This is a genomic window from Pantoea sp. X-Soil-ISGK-259, assembly GCF_059730705.1.
This window is the reverse complement of the sequence record NZ_AP035986.1, coordinates 2,723,894-2,741,860: the sequence shown is the minus strand read 5'-3', so window position 1 is coordinate 2,741,860 and position 17,967 is coordinate 2,723,894. Positions and strand designations below refer to the sequence as shown.

At 60.6% G+C, this 17,967-nt stretch carries 1 protein-coding gene; it reads left to right on the top strand.

Features of this window, described 5'->3' with window-relative positions:
* Window positions 1-12: 12 nt before the first annotated feature.
* Complete coding sequence (locus AC6I77_RS12875) at window positions 13-17,712, top strand: Ig-like domain-containing protein (RefSeq protein WP_497816996.1); 17,700 nt, start codon at window positions 13-15, stop codon at window positions 17,710-17,712.
* The last annotated feature ends 255 nt before the right edge of the window (window positions 17,713-17,967 follow it).

Below are 17,967 nucleotides of genomic sequence, written 5' to 3'. Positions count from 1 at the left end.
CAGAGGTTATAAATGGCAGAACTCACACAGAGCCGTGTAGATATCATCTCGCGCGAAAACGGTACACTCCTCTCACAGACCACTGGCGGTTCATCACAGTCCATTAACCTCACCGAACCCAGCGTTGTACGTATCAGCGGCACGCGAGACATGGTGACGCAGTTTGAGCGCCAGGGTAACGATCTGGTGCTGAAAATGCGTGACGGCAGCACAGTACGCTACCAAAAATTCTTTCTTGATGACGCCGATGGTCAGCACAGCGAACTGGTGTTCGATGATGGCGTCAATCCACCGGAACATGCACTTTTCCCGCAGACCGCAGAAGGGGCTGAACTCGCTTCCCGTTCGATCACACCGACCTATGAATCACTCGACAGCGTAGAGCCGCTGCTGCTGGCGGATAACGCCAATACGTCAATGGGCGTCATCACCGCAGGCGGTCTGGGTGTGCTCGGTTTAGCCGGACTGGCAGTGGGCATCGGCGGCGGTGGCGGAGGGGGTGGAGGTAACGGCGGCGGCAACGCCGGTGGCACCGATCCGGGAACACCGGTCACACCCGGGACACCTGCCATTACCCTGAATGCCTTCGCTGGCGATAATGTGCTGGATAATGCGGAAAAAACGACCGATCAGGTGCTGAGCGGCACGACCAGCAATGTCGAAGCCGGTCAGATTGTCACGGTTACGCTGGGCGGACAGACCTACAACACCACAGTCGGCACCGATGGCAGCTGGAGCGTTACGATCCCTGCCGCCGCGCTGGCGGGACTTCCCGCAGGCACCACCACCATCGACGTCAGCGTCAGTAACGCGGTGGGCACAGGCGCTACGGGCAGCCTGCCGGTTACCGTCGCTGCCGCCGATCCCGGTACACCCGCGACACCGGTTATCAGTCTGAATCCCTTTGCCGGCGACAACCTGCTGGATAACAGCGAAAAAACAACGCCACAAACGCTGTCCGGCAGCACCAGTAACGTTGAAGCCGGGCAGGTGGTCACCGTGACACTGGGCGGTCAGAGCTACAGCAGTAGCGTAGCCGCGGACGGAAGCTGGAGTATTACTGTGCCTGTGGATGCGCTGAGCGCGCTGGCCACCGGCAACGCCACCCTCACAGCAACCGTCACTAACCAGGCAGGCACCGCCGCCAGTGGCAGCCTGACCTTTAACGTCGAGCCGCCCCTGACCGAGCCGGGAACGCCGGTTATCACCATCAATCAGTTTGCCGGTGATGATGTCCTCAGCAACAGCGAGAAAGCCACCGATCAGCTGCTGAGCGGCTCCACCAGCAATGTGGAAGCGGGTCAGGTTGTCACCATCACGCTGGGCAATCAGACCTTCAGCGCAGTCGTGGATGCGCAGGGCAACTGGAGCGTCACGCTCTCACCTGCGGCGCTGAATGCGCTCAATGCCGGTTCACTTGCGATTTCTGCGGTCGTCACTAATCAGGCTGGCATTGAAGCCAGTGAAAACCGCGCAATCAGCGTCGATACGCCTGTCGTTACGGGTCCGCCTGCGGTCACGGTGGATGAATTTACCGGTGACAACCAGCTGAGCAACGCAGAGAAAACCACCGATCAGACGGTGACCGGCAGCACCAGCAATATCGAACCGGGTCAGGTTGTGACGGTCACGCTGGGCGGTCAGACGTACAGCGGCAGCGTAGATGCGCAGGGCAACTGGAGCATCACGCTACCCTCAGCGGCCCTGAGCGCACTGGCGGCAGGTGAAACGACACTGACGGTTTCGGTCAGCAATGCGGCCGGTAACACCGTGACCAGCAGCCTGCCCATCAGCGTGGAAGCGCCGGTGACGCAACCGGGCGAACCGACCGTTACCATCAATGAATTTGCCGGGGATGACATCCTCAGCAACGACGAAAAAGGGACCGCCCAGACGCTTTCTGGCACCACCACCAACGTCGAAGCGGGCCAGACGGTCACGATCACCTTTGGTGGCCAGACTTACGCTGGCATCGTGGATGGCAGTGGTAACTGGAGCGTGACTGTTCCGGCTGGTGCGCTGGGCAACCTGCCTGCGGGATCCAATGTCATCAGCGCCACCGTCAGCAACGTCGATGGTGTGAGCGCAGGCGAAACCCGCGATATCTCGGTTGAGGCACCTGTGACTGAGCCGGGCGTGCCGGCGCTGACCCTGAATGAATTTGCTGGCGATAACGACCTGAGCAACGCCGAGAAAGCGTCCGATCAGCCTGTCAGCGGCACGGTCACCAACGTTGAAGCCGGACAGATCGTCACCGTGACCCTCGGTGGTCAGACCTACAGCGCCAGCGTGCAGGGTGACGGCAGCTGGAGCGTCACCGTGCCATCCGCCGCGCTGAACGCACTGGCAGCAGGCACCACTACCCTGACCGCCTCGGTCAGCAATGCGGCGGGCGACACCGCGACAACTTCGGAGTCGATCACCGTCGAAGCCCCGGCGACGCAGCCGGGTGAAGCCACCGTAACCATCAACGCCTTTGCCGGTGACGATATCCTCAGCAACAGCGAGAAAGCCACCGATCAGCTGCTGAGCGGCACCACCACCAATATTGCTGAGGGCCAGCAGGTCACTATCACCCTGAATGGTGAGACCTTTACCGCCACGGTTGGCGCGGATGGCAACTGGAGCGTCTCGATCCCAGCCAGTTCGCTGGCGGCGCTGGCCGCCGGTAGCACGACCCTGAACGCTACAGTCACCGATACGCTCGGCGCAGCCGTCAGTGAAACCCGTGACTTCCTGGTGGCGTCAGCGGGCACTTCACCGAATGCCCCAACGTTAACCGTCAATGCCTTCGCTGAAGACAACATCCTGAGCAACGATGAGAAGCTGGAGGCTCAGGCGGTCTCAGGCAGCACCACCAACATCGAAGCGGGCCAGGTTGTGACCGTAACCCTGGGCGGAGAGCGCTACAGCGGCACGGTCAATCCTGACGGCAGCTGGAATATCGCGATTCCGGCCGATGCACTCGGTGCGCTGGCCGCAGGATCTGCCTCGCTGGTGGTGACGGTCAGCAACGCAGCGGGCACCAGCGTTAGCGACACGCTGGCGATCACCGTCGAGCCACCGGTGACTGAGCCGGGCCAGCCCACCCTCATCATCAATCAGTTCGCCGGTGATGACGTCCTGAGCAACGATGAGAAAACCAGCGACCAGTTGCTGAGCGGCAGCAGTACCAATGTCGAGGTGGGTCAAATCGTCACAGTCACGCTGGGCGACCAGACTTACAGCGCCACGGTCGGCGCGGATGGCAGCTGGAGCCTGAATGTCCCAGCCAGCGCACTGGCAGCACTGGCGGCGGGCAGTGCAACTATCGCGGCCACGGTTTCCAGTCAGGCGGGCATAATCGCCAGCGAAGATCGGGCGATTGTGGTGGATACCCCGGCGCAACCGGAAACGCCGACAGTGGCTATTGCCCTGTTCGCCGGTGACGATCTGGTGGATAACAGCGAAAAAGCCCTGGATCAGACGCTCTCCGGCACCACCAGCAATGTGGAGGCGGGCCAGACGGTCACCATCACCCTGGGCGGTCAGAATTACAGTGCCACGGTCAATCCTGATGGCAGCTGGAGTACACAGATCCCGTCTGCAGCGCTCAGCGCACTGGCAGCGGGCAGCACCGCCATTGCGGTTAGCGTCACGACGGTAGCCGGTGCTGTGGCCACTGACACCCGTGACATTAACGTCGCGCCAGCAGCAGGCGAACCTGGCATCGTCTCAATCAATGAACCGGTCAGCGCGGATGGCTTCCTCAATTTGCAGGAGCTGAGCAGCGATCTGATCATCAGCGGTTCGGCGGTGGGTGTTAATCCAGGCCAGACGGTGCAGCTTAATTTTAACGGCGGTAATTACAGCGCAGTGGTGAGCAGCAATGGCGTCTGGAGCGTCACCGTTCCGGCAAGTGCACTCACCGATATCACCGACGGTGTGAAACAGATTTCAGTGACGACCGTCGATGCCAGCAATACGCTGCTGACCGCCTCCGCTCCGCTGAATGTGGTCGCCTCTGCGCTGCCGCAAATCACGCTGGACGAGAGTGCGATCACCGATGGTGTTCTCAACCGGACGGACGCGGATAGCGATCTGCTGATCGGCGGCAGCACCGGCAAGGCCGTCGCGGGCCAGCAGGTTGAAGTGGAACTTAACGGCAAAACTTACAGCACCACTGTCAATGCCGACGGCAGCTGGAGCCTGCCAGTGCCTGCCAGCGATCTCGCTTTACTGGCGCAGGGCGCTAACAGCCTGATCATTACCGCCATTGACGAGGCGGGCAACCGCGCGGACCAGACGGTGAATTTCAGCGTCGACACGCTGCCACCGACGCTGATTGTGGCTGAGGTCGCAGGTGGCGATGGCATTCTCAACAGCAGTGAAGTGACGGCGGGTGTGCCGATCAGTGGTTCAGGTGCACTGCCGGGCGAGCGGGTTTCTGTTTCGCTGAACAACCAGAGTTACAGCGCCACAGTCGATGAGCAGGGCAACTGGACGGTTGATTTGCCGCCAGCAGCATTGCAGGCATTGTCTGATGGCAGCAGCTATACGCTGACCGTCACGCTGACCGACGCCAGCGGGAACATCGCCACCCAGACGCAACCGCTGTTAGTCAACACACAACTTCCGGTTGCGGCCGTGACCGCACCGGGCGGTGATGGGGTTCTGACCAGCAAAGAACTGACTCAGCCGTTGCTGATCAGCGGCACCGGCACCACGGGCGACACCGTAACGGTGGGGTTAAACGGCAAGACCTATAACGCCGTTGTTGATGAAAACGGAACCTGGAGTGCTTCCGTTCCGGTTGCCGATCTGGGCCCGCTGACCAATCAGACTTATCCGGTAACGGTTACGGTGACCGATCCGGCCGGTAACAGCAGCTCGCAGGATACGTCTTTGCGGGTCGCCACGTCCGTACCGGCTCTGACGATCAACGATCTCACTAATGATGGCGCGATCAACAACAGCGATGCGCAGCAGCCATTGATCGTCAGCGGCACTGGCGACGAAGGCGACATCATTCGCGTCACGCTGAATAACGTGACTTACAGCGCCGTGGTGGCGCAGGGTGGCAACTGGAGCGTCAATATTCCTGCCTCTGATCTGGCGAATGTGCCGAATGGCACCCAGACCGTAACGGTGGTGGCGACGGACGCCGATGGCAACACCACACAAACCGGCAGTCCCTTGATTTTCGCCACCACGCCGCCGCTGCTGGAAGTCTCCACGCCGGGCAGCGATGGTTATATCAATATCGCTGAGCACACCCAGGATCTCACTCTCGACGGGCGTGGCGGTGCGCAGGGCGATACGGTCACGGTAACGTTCAATAATGAAACCTACACCGCCACCGTGGATACCAACGGCGCGTGGAGCGTAACGGTTCCCGCCGCGATTGTCAGCCAGCTGGGCGATGAGATCTATCCGATCAACGTTGCCATCAGCGATGCGTATGGCAACACCACCACACAGTTGACCAGCGTTACCGTGCTGGCGGCCACGTCACCCGCCCTGACCATTGATCCCGTCACCAGCGACAATCAGGTCGATAGCGCGGAACAGCTCAGCGACATTCTGGTCACCGGCAATGTCACCGGCGTACCGGCCGGTTCGCCGGTATTATTGACCATTAACGGGCAGTCTTACGACGGTGAGGTACTGGCGAACGGTAGCTGGAGTGTGACGCTGCCCGCCGGATCGCTGGGCGGTTTGGGCGAAAAAACCTTTACCGTAGCGATTACTGATCAGGCCGGTAACCCGGCGCTGCCTGCTGAAGGGCAATTCAGCGTGGTTATCTTACCCGAACCGTCGCTGTCGGTGACCCCGATCAGTGGTGACAATGCGCTGAATGGGCTGGAAGCACAGAGTGATCTCACTGTAAGTGGCGGCTCGGCAAACCTGCCGGCTAACAGTCCGATCAGCGTGACGCTGGAACCCAACGGCACGGTTTACACCACCACAACCGATATAAACGGCAGCTGGACCCTGACGGTGCCCGCTGCTGACCTGGTAAATCTGCCGCAGGGTAACACCACGGTTACCGTCTCTTCGGGTGATGTGCAGATCAATCAGCCGCTGCTGGTGGCGACTACGCCGCTGGCAGACCCGGAAATCAATACGCCTTTCACTGACGGCATTCTCAACACGGATGAAGCCAGCGTGGCGCAGACGCTGACCGGCTCAGTCCAGCCAGGCCAGGCCGTCAGCGTGACCCTGGGCGGCATAAGTTATCCGGCAACGGTCGCAGCAAATGGTGAATGGCGCGTCACGCTGCCGCCAGATGCGCTACAGGCACTGCCGCAGGGCAGCAATCCGGTTACCGTGACGGTAAGCGATGTGGCAGGTAACAGCACCAGCATCAGTGAACCGCTGATTGTTGATACCGGCTTACCCGCGCTGACCGTTAATCCGATTGCCATCGATGGCATTATCAATGCGACTGAAACGACCACGGATTTGAACCTGAGCGGCACCGTTGCGCCCGGCGGCAGCGTCAGCCTTGTACTGAATAACCAGACCTATGAGGCAGTAGTTGCCGCCGACGGCAGCTGGACGGCTACCGTGCCTGCTGCCAGTCTGCAACTGCTGCCAGAGGGTCGTTACGATCTTAACGTGACTGTCACGACTCTGAGCGGCAACGTCGCCACCACGCCATTCCCGGTTACCGTGGATACCACGCCACCCGACTTCAGCTTTGATACGCCTGCTGGCGATGGCGTGCTGAACATTGCAGAACAGGCCAACGGCTTCAGTTTCAGCGGTGCAGGCACTGAAGGCGACAGCGTGAGTGTCACGCTGAATGGCGTCACCTACACAGGCACCGTTGAGGCGGGCGGAAACTGGACGCTGGCTGTGCCGCCAGCGGCACTGGCCGGTCTGACTAACGGCATCAGCTATCCCGTGGTGATCACCGTCACCGACGAGGCGGGGAACAGCAACAGCCAGAACAGTGCGCTGACAGTTGCCACAACGCCGCCTCCGCTGGTGGTCGCACCGATCAGCGGCGACAATGCGCTGAACACAGGTGAACTGGCGGAGCCGCTGGTCGTCAGTGGCAGCGGTCAGAATGGCGATATTGTCACGGTCCAGCTTAATGACCAGATTTACAGCACCACGGTTGGCGTAAATGGACAGTGGACGCTGCAGATCGCCTCTGAAGCGCTAGCAGCACTGCCGTCAGGCAGTAATCTGGTAACGGTGACGGAAACCAGTGCGAACGGTAATCAGAGCAGCCAGGTGATTGATCTGAATGTGGCTACCTCGCCGGAGATACAGCCTGCGCTGACCATAGATAGCAGCACCTTTGCCGGTGATGGCATCGTGACGGCGGCAGAGCAGCTACAGCCGATTACGGTCCGCGGCAGCAGCAGCAATGTTGAAGCGGGCCAGCAGGTCATCATCTCTCTGAATGGCACCGAATACAGTGGCGTGGTCGCGGCCAGTGGCAACTGGAGTATCATTCTGCCTGCAGGTGCACTGGCTGAATTGGGGGAGGGTAATCAGACACTGAACGTCAGTGTGATTAACGTCGTGGGTAATACGGCCAGCAGCCCGCTTAACTTCAGCGTGGACAACACCCTGCCGTCGATTGCGCTGGCACCGATTAGCGACGACAACTACCTCAATGCACAGGAAGTGAATGGCGCCATCGTCGTGAGCGGCAGCACCAGTGGTCTGCCGGACGGCAGCATTGTCACCGTCGTGGCTAATGGGACGCCGGTCAGTGTCACCGTGGCGGCAGAGGGAAGCTGGAGCCTCACCTTACCGGCTGGCACCTTTACCGGCACTGCGGATGGCCCGCAAATCATCACGGTCACCGCCAGCGACGCTAACGGAACAGAGTTTGCGACCAGTGACGCCACGCTGACGATTGTCGCCAGCGCATTGCCAGTGGCCACTCCCGGTGTGGCATTCAATGATGGCATTCTCAACGGTGAGGAAGCCTCGGCAGGTGGCGTGATCACCGGCAGCACCGGCGTAACCGGTGACGGCCAGACGGTCGTTGTGACGCTGGGCGGCAGTAACTACAGCGGTACGGTGGATGCCACGGGCAACTGGCAGGTCGCGGTTCCGGCCGATATTCTGGCTGCGCTGCCACAGGGCAATGCGCCTTACACCGTGGTTGTCAGTGATGTAGCAGGCAACACCAGCCAGGCGAATGGCAACATTGTGGTGGATACCGTGCCTCCGGTGCTGAACTTCATCACGCCATCCGATGGCATTATCAATGCTGCCGAAAGTCAGCAGCCGCTCACGCTGACCGGCAGCAGCGAAGCAAACGCGCTGATTGTGGCCAGCTTCAACGGCACCACGCTGAGCACCACCGCTGACGTTAATGGCAGCTGGTCGCTGGCATTGCCTGCCACGGTTTACACCGGGCTGGGCAACGGTAGCTATCCACTGACCGTGACCGCCAGCGATGCGGCAGGCAATGCCACCACCACCAGCCGTGACCTGGCGCTGAAAGTGGAACCCGGCACACTGCCAACCCTGACGCTGGATGCGTTTGCTGGTAACAACGTGGTTGATGGCGCGGAACGCCTCACCGATCAGCGTCTCTCGGGCACCACCACCAATGTTGAAGCGGGCCAGCTGGTCACTGTGAACATTGAGGGGACGGTTTACAGCGCCACCGTGCAGGCGAGCGGCGCGTGGAGCCTGACCGTGCCAGCCGGTGCGCTGGCGGCCATTAATGACGGTAGCGCCAGTTTCACTGTGGCGGTCAGCGATGTGGCAGGCAACACCACTAGCCGTGATCTCAACTTTGACGTGAACAGCAACGCCTCTGGCCTGGCGATGGACGCCATCAGCCAGGACAACTACCTGAATGCACAGGAGCTGGGTCAGTCGCTGATCGTGACCGGCACCTCGGTGAATGTGCCTGAGGGCAGTACGGTGACGCTGCTGTTTAACAACATCAGCTATACCGCGCAGGTCTCGGCCACTGGCCGCTGGAGTGCGATCGTGCCGGCTGAGGCACTCACGGCGCTCGCCGATGGGCCTTACACCGTGACCGTCACCGCGACAGACAGCGGCGGGTCGACCCTGAGCAGTGAGGCGACGCTTAACGTACTGGCGACCACTCTGCCGGCACCACAAATCCTCTCTGCCTTTGGCGATGGAGTGCTCAACAGCAGCGAGATCGCCACAGCACAAACCCTGAGCGGCACCACAGGTGTAACAGGTGACGGACAGCGCGTCAGCGTGCAGCTGAATGGCGTCACGTATAACGGTACGGTCGACAGCAACGGCAACTGGCAGATCAACGTGCCTGCTACGGCGCTGGCTGACCTGCCAGAAGATGTTATTAGCTATACCGTCACGGTGCAGGATGCGGCGGGTAACACCGGCAGCACACCGGGCAGCGTAACGGTGGATCTGACGCCACCGACGCTGACCCTGAACGCCGTTGCGGGCGATAACAGCGTTAATATCGCCGAAAGCCTCGCTCCGATTGTCCTCAGCGGCAGCAGCAATGCTGAAGCCGGGCAGCAGGTCACGATTACCCTGAACAATCAGCTCTGGACGGCTACCGTTACCCAGGAGGGCGACTGGAGCCTGACACTGCCTGCCGGTTCGCTGGCCGGTATTCAGGCCGGCGCTTACATCCTGACTGTGACAGTCAGTGATGCGGCGGGTAACCCGGTCACGGAAACGCGTGAAATCACCGTGGCAACCGGGGCATTGTCGGTCAGCATAAACACCCCGTTTGGTGATGGTTATCTGAATCTGGCTGAGCAGGGTGTCGGCCAGACACTGACCGGCAGCACCGGTGTGCCGGGCGACGGCCAGACCGTCACCGTGACGCTAGGCGGGAATGATTACCCGGCCACGGTGGATGCGCAGGGCAACTGGACGCTGAATTTAACACCTGCGCAGGTGCAGACGCTGGACGAGGGGATCAATACCCTGGTGGTCAATGCCAGCGATGCGGCCGGTAACAGCGGTCTGCTGACCAGCGCCGTCACCGTTGATCTCACACCGCCGGTATTGAGCGTCAACCCCATCGGCGGCGATAACATCATCAATTCCCTGGAGGTACTGGAAGCGGTCGCCATCAGTGGGTCGGCAACGGTGGCGGATGCCGGGCAGACAGTGACGGTCAGTTTCCAGAATGTCGATTACACCACTCTGGTGCTCTCTGACGGCACCTGGCAGGTGACGCTGCCTGCCAGCGTTGTGCAGGGGCTGGCGGACAACACCTACCCGGTTGTTGTCTCAATGACCGATGCAGCGGGCAACCCGGCGGTTGCGGTTCAGACCACACTGACGCGCGATGCTGACAGTCTGAATCTGCCGACCCTGACCCTCGGGACGCTCAGTGAGGATAACTTCCTTAACCAGGCCGAGTCGCAGCAGGATCTGAGCATCGGCGGCACCAGCACCAATCTGGCTGAGGGCCAGCTGGTGGCGGTGACGCTGAACGGCCTGCAGTACAGCGGCACGGTGACCGCGAATGGCAGCTGGGCGGTAACCGTTCCGGCCGCCGCGCTGGGTAATCTGCCGGATGGCGATCAACTGGTGCAGGTGGTGGCAACCGATGCCTCTGGTAACCCGGCCAGTGCCAGTGGCAGTCTGGTTGTGCTGGCCAGCGCGCAGGTTCAGCCGACGCTGACCATGAACGTGGTCGCCGGTGACGATGTGATCAATGCCACCGAGTCCACTGCAGAGGTTGCGGTCAGTGGCAGCAGCACGCTGCTGGCAGCGGGTACTGTCGTAACGGTGTCATTGAGCGGCACGGATTACACGACGACGACCACTCTCGATGCGAACGGCATCTGGACGGTGAATGTACCGTCCACGGCCTTTGCCGATGTGGTGCCAGGTAGCAGCCAGACCTTTACCGTCAGCGCAACGGATGTCGCGGGTAATCCGGCAACCGCCACGAAGGAGGTTGATTTTATTACCACACGCCCTGTGCTGACGGATATTACGGTCAGTGCGGGCGACACCCTTAACCTGTCGGAGTCGCTGCAGGATCTCACCATCAGCGGCACCACCACGGGCGCAATACCCGTGACGGTAACGCTGAATAATGTCAGCTACACCGCCACGGCAGATGCCGACGGAAACTGGACAATTACTGTTCCGACGGCCGACGTGCAACAACTGGCGGATGGCCCCAATGCGATCATCGTTTCTGTCACTGACGCGGCGGGCAATATCACCACGGACACCACCACCTCACTGGATGTGGCGTTTAACACCCTGCCAGCGCTGACCCTGAACACACCGTTTGGCGATTCGCTGCTCAGTCTGGCAGAAACCGAAGGCCCGATAACGCTGAGTGGTGACAGTACCAACCTGCCGGAAGGCAGTGTAGTAAACATCGCTCTTGGCGGGCTGACGTTCAGCACCACCACGGATGTCAGCGGCAGCTGGACGCTGAACCTGGCATCGGGTGCGCTCACAGGCCTTGACGATGGACTGACACAGGTGGTGGTCACTGCTGTTGATGCTGCCGGAAATCCGGCGCAGGCCACTGCAGGCGTTGAGATCCTGCAAACCCCACCGGTTTCCGCTGACTTTGCTGTTACGCAGTTCGGCGACAACGTCATTAATATCAGTGAAGCCGCCTCGGTTCAGCAGGTTACCGGCACCTCCACCGTCGTGGCGGGTCAGACGCTGAGCGTCACGGCAGGTGATGACGCTATCCCGTTATCCGTCACGGTCGATGCCAGTGGCAACTGGACGGCCAGCCTGACGCCAGAGGTAATCGCCAGCCTGGGGAGCGGGGAACATACCCTGACCCTCACAACCACGGATCGGGCAGGAAACACGACCGAGGCGACCAAAACATTTATCTCTGCGATTACACCGATTGCTGACCCCTCGCTGGATACACCCTTTATTGATGGGCGGATTAACGCCGCAGAGGCGGCCGCAGGGGGATCGCTTACCGGTGCGGTGAATGTTGATAACGCAGCGGGGGTCACCGTCACGCTCAATGGGACTGTTTATTCCGCAACGCTCAGTCAGGATGGTTCCCGCTGGTCACTGGACCTGCCACCTGCTGTATTGCAGTCACTGCCGGGTGGCAACTGGCCGGTGACGGTGACCGTCACCGATGTGAACGGCAACACCGGAAGCTTCGGCGGTACGGTGCTGGTGGCGATTAACTCGCTGCCGGATGTCACCCTGAATCTGCCGTTTGGTGACGGTGCGCTGAACGCTGCCGAGGCGGGAACGGAACAGATCCTGACGGGTACCACCGGCATTAGCGGTGCCGGTCAGACTGTATCGGTCCTGATCTCCGGCTTCAATAATGATCAGCCGCTGGCTGCAACGGTGCAGACCGACGGCAGCTGGTCTCTGGCCCTGTCGCCAGCGCAGCTGGCCACGTTCACCAGCGGCACTCACACTATTACCGTGACCGCAATCGACATCGCGGGTAACAGCGATAACACGGCGCTGAATGTGGTCACCGAAGTGGCCGTGCCGGTACCCGGCTTTAACCCTGGTGCATTTGGCGGAGATAATCTGCTGAACATCAGTGAAGCGGCGGCAGGCGTGACCCTGACCGGCACCACCGGCAGTGTGGGGGCGAATCAGGCGGTCAGCATCACCGTCGATGTTAACGGCAGTCGCTATTCTGGCTCAGTGGATGGCGACGGTAACTGGACCGTAAACATTCCGCCGGATGCCCTGAGTTCACTGGGTAGCGGGCCGCAGACGCTGACGGTCAACGTGGTGGATGCAGCGGGCAATAGCGCATCAGCGCAACTGCCATTCACCGCTGATCTCACCGCGCCACAGCCTGCAGTCAATCCGGAATTCCTCGGCAGCTATGTAAACAGTAGCGATGTTGCCGCGGGCATTACCCTGAGCGGCACCACCGGTGAGGTGGGCGCGAATCAGACGGTGGGGCTCACGCTTGACGGCACGACCTATACCGCAACAGTGGATGCGAATGGCAACTGGACGGTGCCCCTGACTCAGGCGCAGCTTTCAGCACTGCCGGATGCCACCTATCCGGTCAGCGTGACAGCAACCGATGCAGCGGGCAACAGCACCACCATTACCAGTTCGCTGGTGCTCGACAAAACCCCGCCGGTGCTTAGCTTTACCGACTTCACTGGCGACAACGTCGTTAACTACGCCGAGAGCATTCAGCCGCAGATACTCAGCGGCACCACGACCGGCGCAGAAACCGGTTCTGTCGTCACGGTTTCGCTGAATACCACCATCCTTGGCACCGCAATTGTTGACGGTAACGGCAACTGGAGCGTGACGCTGACGCCAGAGCAGATGGCCACCTTTACGCCATCGACCACGCTGACGCTGGCAGTGACCGATCTGGCTGGCAATACCGCAACCGTGCCTGTCTCGCTGACCGTCGATCTGACGCCACCACCAGGCCCGCTGGTAACGCTGGACACAGTCTCGGGCGACAACATTATCAGCACCCAGGATGTGGCGGGTGGGGTAGCGGTAAGTGGTACTTCGGCTAACCTCGGCGCGAACGGGTCAGTGGAGGTGGTGATCAATAGTGTTCCCTACACCACCACGCTGGATGCGTCGGGCAACTGGTCGACCGGGGCCTTGCCCGTCACCGCCTTTGGCAATGCGGACGGCAGCGTCGGCATCACCGTGACGGCCACAGATGGCACAACACCGGTGACGACCAGCGGTAACGTGCTGATCGATCTGACTGCACCAACCCTGTCGATCAATACCTTTGCGGGTGATAACCAGGTTAATGGCAATGAAAGCACCCTAAGCCAGGCGATTACCGGCACCGCCGATATCGCTGAGGCTGGCCGCACGGTCGTTGTGACCTTCAATGGCCAGACCTACAACGCGGTGGTGCAAACCAACGGCACCTGGTTTGCTACCGTTCCTGCCAGCGCAATGCAGGCACTTACCGATGGCACCACGCCAATCACCGCGCAGCTGACGGATGCCGCCGGCAACGTGGGGGCGGCTACCCAGACAGTGACGGTCGATACCGCCGCGCCACTGGTACTGGTGGACGCATTCCTCGGCGACAACGTGGTCAACGCCGCAGACCTGGTGCTCGGTCAGGTGCTGACCGGTAGCGCGCAGGGAGCCGAAGGCCAGACCATCAGCCTCTATCTGGGCGATGCCGCCCCGATCGCCACCGCGACGGTGGGGGCTGACGGACGCTGGAGCATCGATCTTGCGCCGAACGTCCTGTCGAGCCTCAATGACGGCGCGCTGGTGTTTGGCGTGCGGATCAATGACCTTGCAGGCAACCAGACCGACGCCACGCTAACGGTCAATAAAGTGGTCAACAGTGCGCTGACGCTGGTGGTTGATTCGGTGTTCGGCGACGGCACGCTCAGTGCGCTGGATACCACCGTCGCGCAGACGATCTCCGGGACCGCACTCTCCGCGGGCGTCGGTGCCACAGTTTCCGTGGTGCTGGGCGGGACCACGCTCTCTGCCTCAGTGGGTCAGGATGGTAAATGGGCTATCGTGGTGCCACCGTCGGTACTGGGTCTGCTCACCGATGGTCAGCTGGATATTGACGTCACCCTGACGGATGCCGCAGGCAACACCCGCACGGTGGGTGAAACCGCTACGGCGATTGTCGATGCGGTGCCGGTCGTTGGTCCGCTCACCGGCTTGTTTGGCGGCGATAACCTGCTGAACATTGCAGAAGCCGCAGCCGGACAGCTGGTCGGTGGCGTCATCAGCAATGCAGCTGCAGGTTCACAGGTGACTGTGACCTTTGGCAGCAAGACGTACAGTACAACGGTGCAGGCGGGCGGAAGGTGGAGCGTTAACCTGCCGGGCAGCGATCTGACTTCACTGCTGGATGGCAATCTGACGCTGGGTGTCAGTGTCAGGGATGCCGTGGGTAACGTTGCCTCTAACAGCGCCTCAATTGGTATCTTTACCCAGACACCGTCCATTTCGCTGACGTCACTGTTTGGTGATGGGGTACTGAATCTGGCCGATATCGCCACCGGACAGGTGATCAGCGGCGTGGTAAATAACGTTGCGCAGGGCAGTGTGGTCACACTCTCGGTGGGCAACAGCCAGCTCAGCGCTACCGTGGGTGCGGGCGGCGCCTTCAGCACCACGGTAACGCCGGATATTCTGGGCACGCTGGCACAGGGCAACGTGACGGTAGGGGCTTCGGTCACGGATGCAGCGGGCAATACCGCCAGCACCAGCGCCGGTGTCCGCGTCGATACGCTGCTGCCGACCATCACGGTGAATCCGCTGTTCGGCGACGGTCTGCTGAACGTGGCAGATGCGCTGTCGACGCAGATCATCAGCGGCGTCGTGGGCGGTGCGGAAACGGGGTCGCGTGTGGTGGTGTCGGTGGGCGCACAGCAGTTTGTGACGGCAACGGATGCGAATGGCAACTTTACCGTCTCGCTGACGCCTGCGCTGCTGCAGGGGATTGCCGATGGTAACCTGACGGTCGGATTCAGTGTCACCGACAGCGCCGGTAACACCACCAGCACCACTGCCGGGGCGCTGGTGGGTATTCACAATCTGCCGAAAGTGACGCTCAATCCGCTGTTTGGTGACGGCGTGCTTAACGTGGCGGAATCGCTGGTCACGCAGACTATCAGCGGCACCGTCTCCGGGCTGGCGGCGGGCAGCAGCGTCAGGCTGGCGATTGGCAGTACCAACGTCACCGCGCAGGTCAACGCCGACGGTACGTTCTCTACTGCCATCTCGCCAGCGGTGCTCTCGACGCTGCTTAACGGTAACTTCACCGTCAGTGCGTCTGTCACCGACACGGTCGGTAACGTCAGCAGCACCAGCGCGGGCGTCTCCCTGGGACTGGTCCAGCCAACCCTGACAGTGAATACGGTGTTTGGCGACGGTGTGCTGAGCGCCCTGGATCTGGCTTCCAGCCAGACCCTGAGCGGGACCTCCAGCCTTTCAGCGGGTTCTGTCGTCAGCGCCACACTGAATGGCCAGACCTATACCACCAAAGTAGTGAGTGGCGGCAACTGGAGCATCAGCGTGCCAAAAGCGGACCTTGCCTTGATCACTGACGGCATTAAAACCGTGACGGTCACTGGCACCGATGCCTACGGAAATGTGGTGAACAGCAGTGGAACGCTGAACGCCATCAGCCAGTCGACGCCAGTGGTCGCCATTACCTCACTGTTTGGAGACGGTGCGTTGAGCGCGGTGGATGTAAAAACCGCACAGACTATCTCAGGTACCGCCAGCAATGCTGAGGGATCGGCGGTGCGGGTGACGCTGGGTGGGCAGACATACAGCACTACCGTGAGCAGCAATGGCAACTGGAGTCTCTCTGTTCCGGCAGCTAACCTCGCCGCCATTGCAGATGGACTACAGACTGTCACCGCCAGCGTCATCAACGGTGCAGGTACCAGTGGTTCCACTTCGGCGTCGCTGGGCGTAGTGAGTCACACCACGCCGACGGTCAGCGTGAACAGCTTCTTTGGTGGCGATGGCTACCTCAACATCTCAGAGGCCAATGCCCCTGAGACCATCAGAGGAACCAGCACTAACGCGGCGGGTGGCACGGTAACGGTGAACGTGGCGGGCAACATCCTCACCACCACCATCGGTGCGAACGGCGCATGGAGCATCAGCGTGCCATCAGCGACGCTGAAAGGCATTCCGGACGGCAGCCATCCGCTGACCGTGACGGTGGCGGATATTGGTGGCAACACCGCGACCAGTACCAGCAGCTTTACCGCGTTGTCGCATAATCAGCCGCTGGTGGGTGTTGATCCTGTACTCAGCATTGTGGGTTCTCTGCTCAGCGGTCTGGTGGTGCAGGGCGGATCGCTGAATGCCGCGCAGGGCTCAAAAGTCAGCGTAACGTTGCTTCTGGCCAACGGCAACAACGGTCCGACGCTGAACACCACAACCGATGCGCTGGGGCGTTATGCGGTTAACTTCTCACCGTCACTGCTGTCGGTGGGTGGCCTGCTGCTGTCGCTGAGTACGCTGGCAAAAGTTTCGATTACCGACGCAGCCGGTAACAGTTACACCACCACAAACACGCTGTTGCTGGGTGCTGTGCTGCCGGTCACGCTGGCGGCATCCGAGTCGCTTGCGCTGTTCTCAATAGCGGATGACAGCGCCACGGTCGCCAGTGCCAGCACGGAAACGCAGCACAATACGAGCACCAGCAGCGACGATAACAGCGCCCATGTCGCAGTGACCTCGACGCTGATTACCGAAGCGGATACCGTAACGCCGGTCAGCAGTGAAACCGCCACAGCGAGTGACACCGCGGTGGCAGCGGCACCGGCAGAGGAGGCGGGCTATACCATCGGCGGCGTAGTGATTACGCTGGCTGATGGCACGACGGCAGAAGGGGCGTCGGTTACCGGCAGCAGCGGCGCGGATACCGTGACGGTCAGTGACCTTAACTTTACCCATATTGATGGCGGCGCAGGCACGGATACACTTGTGCTTAACGGTGAGTACCTCAGTCTGGACCTCACCGCGCTGGGCCTGAAAGTTGAACACATTGAAGTGCTCGATTTGGGTAAAACCGGCACCAACTCCGTGAAACTCGATCTCAATGAGGCACTCAATATTACGGACAAACAGAGTGACGATTTGATGATCAAAGGCGCGGATGGCAGTCAGGTCACCCTGGCAAACAGCAACGGCGGTATCTGGGAAGTGACTGGCGAGCGCACGGTAGAGGGCAGAGTCTTTGAGATCTACCACAACTCGGCGCTGACCAGTGAGAACACCCTGGGTGATGTGCTGGTGCAGCAGAATCTGCAGGTTCATGTGGTGTAGCAATAATAACGTCGGTCAGGCTGATCGGAGAAGCGGGTGCGAAAGCACCCGCTTTTTTATTTAGTCACGTGATAATTTATTTTCCAGATAATCGCCAATATTCATTAGCAGAATGAAAGATTAGGGTAGGTGCAACAAACGGCGTCACGCCGTGAATCATTATTCTGGCTCCCTTTGTCGCTTTATCAGCGTCCTCTTTCTCCATCCCTGTTACCTGCGGGTAACCAGTTCCGACCAGCGGAAACGGGCAGCATC

What these genes read in the sequence shown, in the direction of transcription:
- AC6I77_RS12875 (WP_497816996.1), top strand. Translation starts at nt 13, where the DNA reads ATGGCAGAACTCACACAGAGCCGTGTAGATATCATCTCGCGCGAAAAC.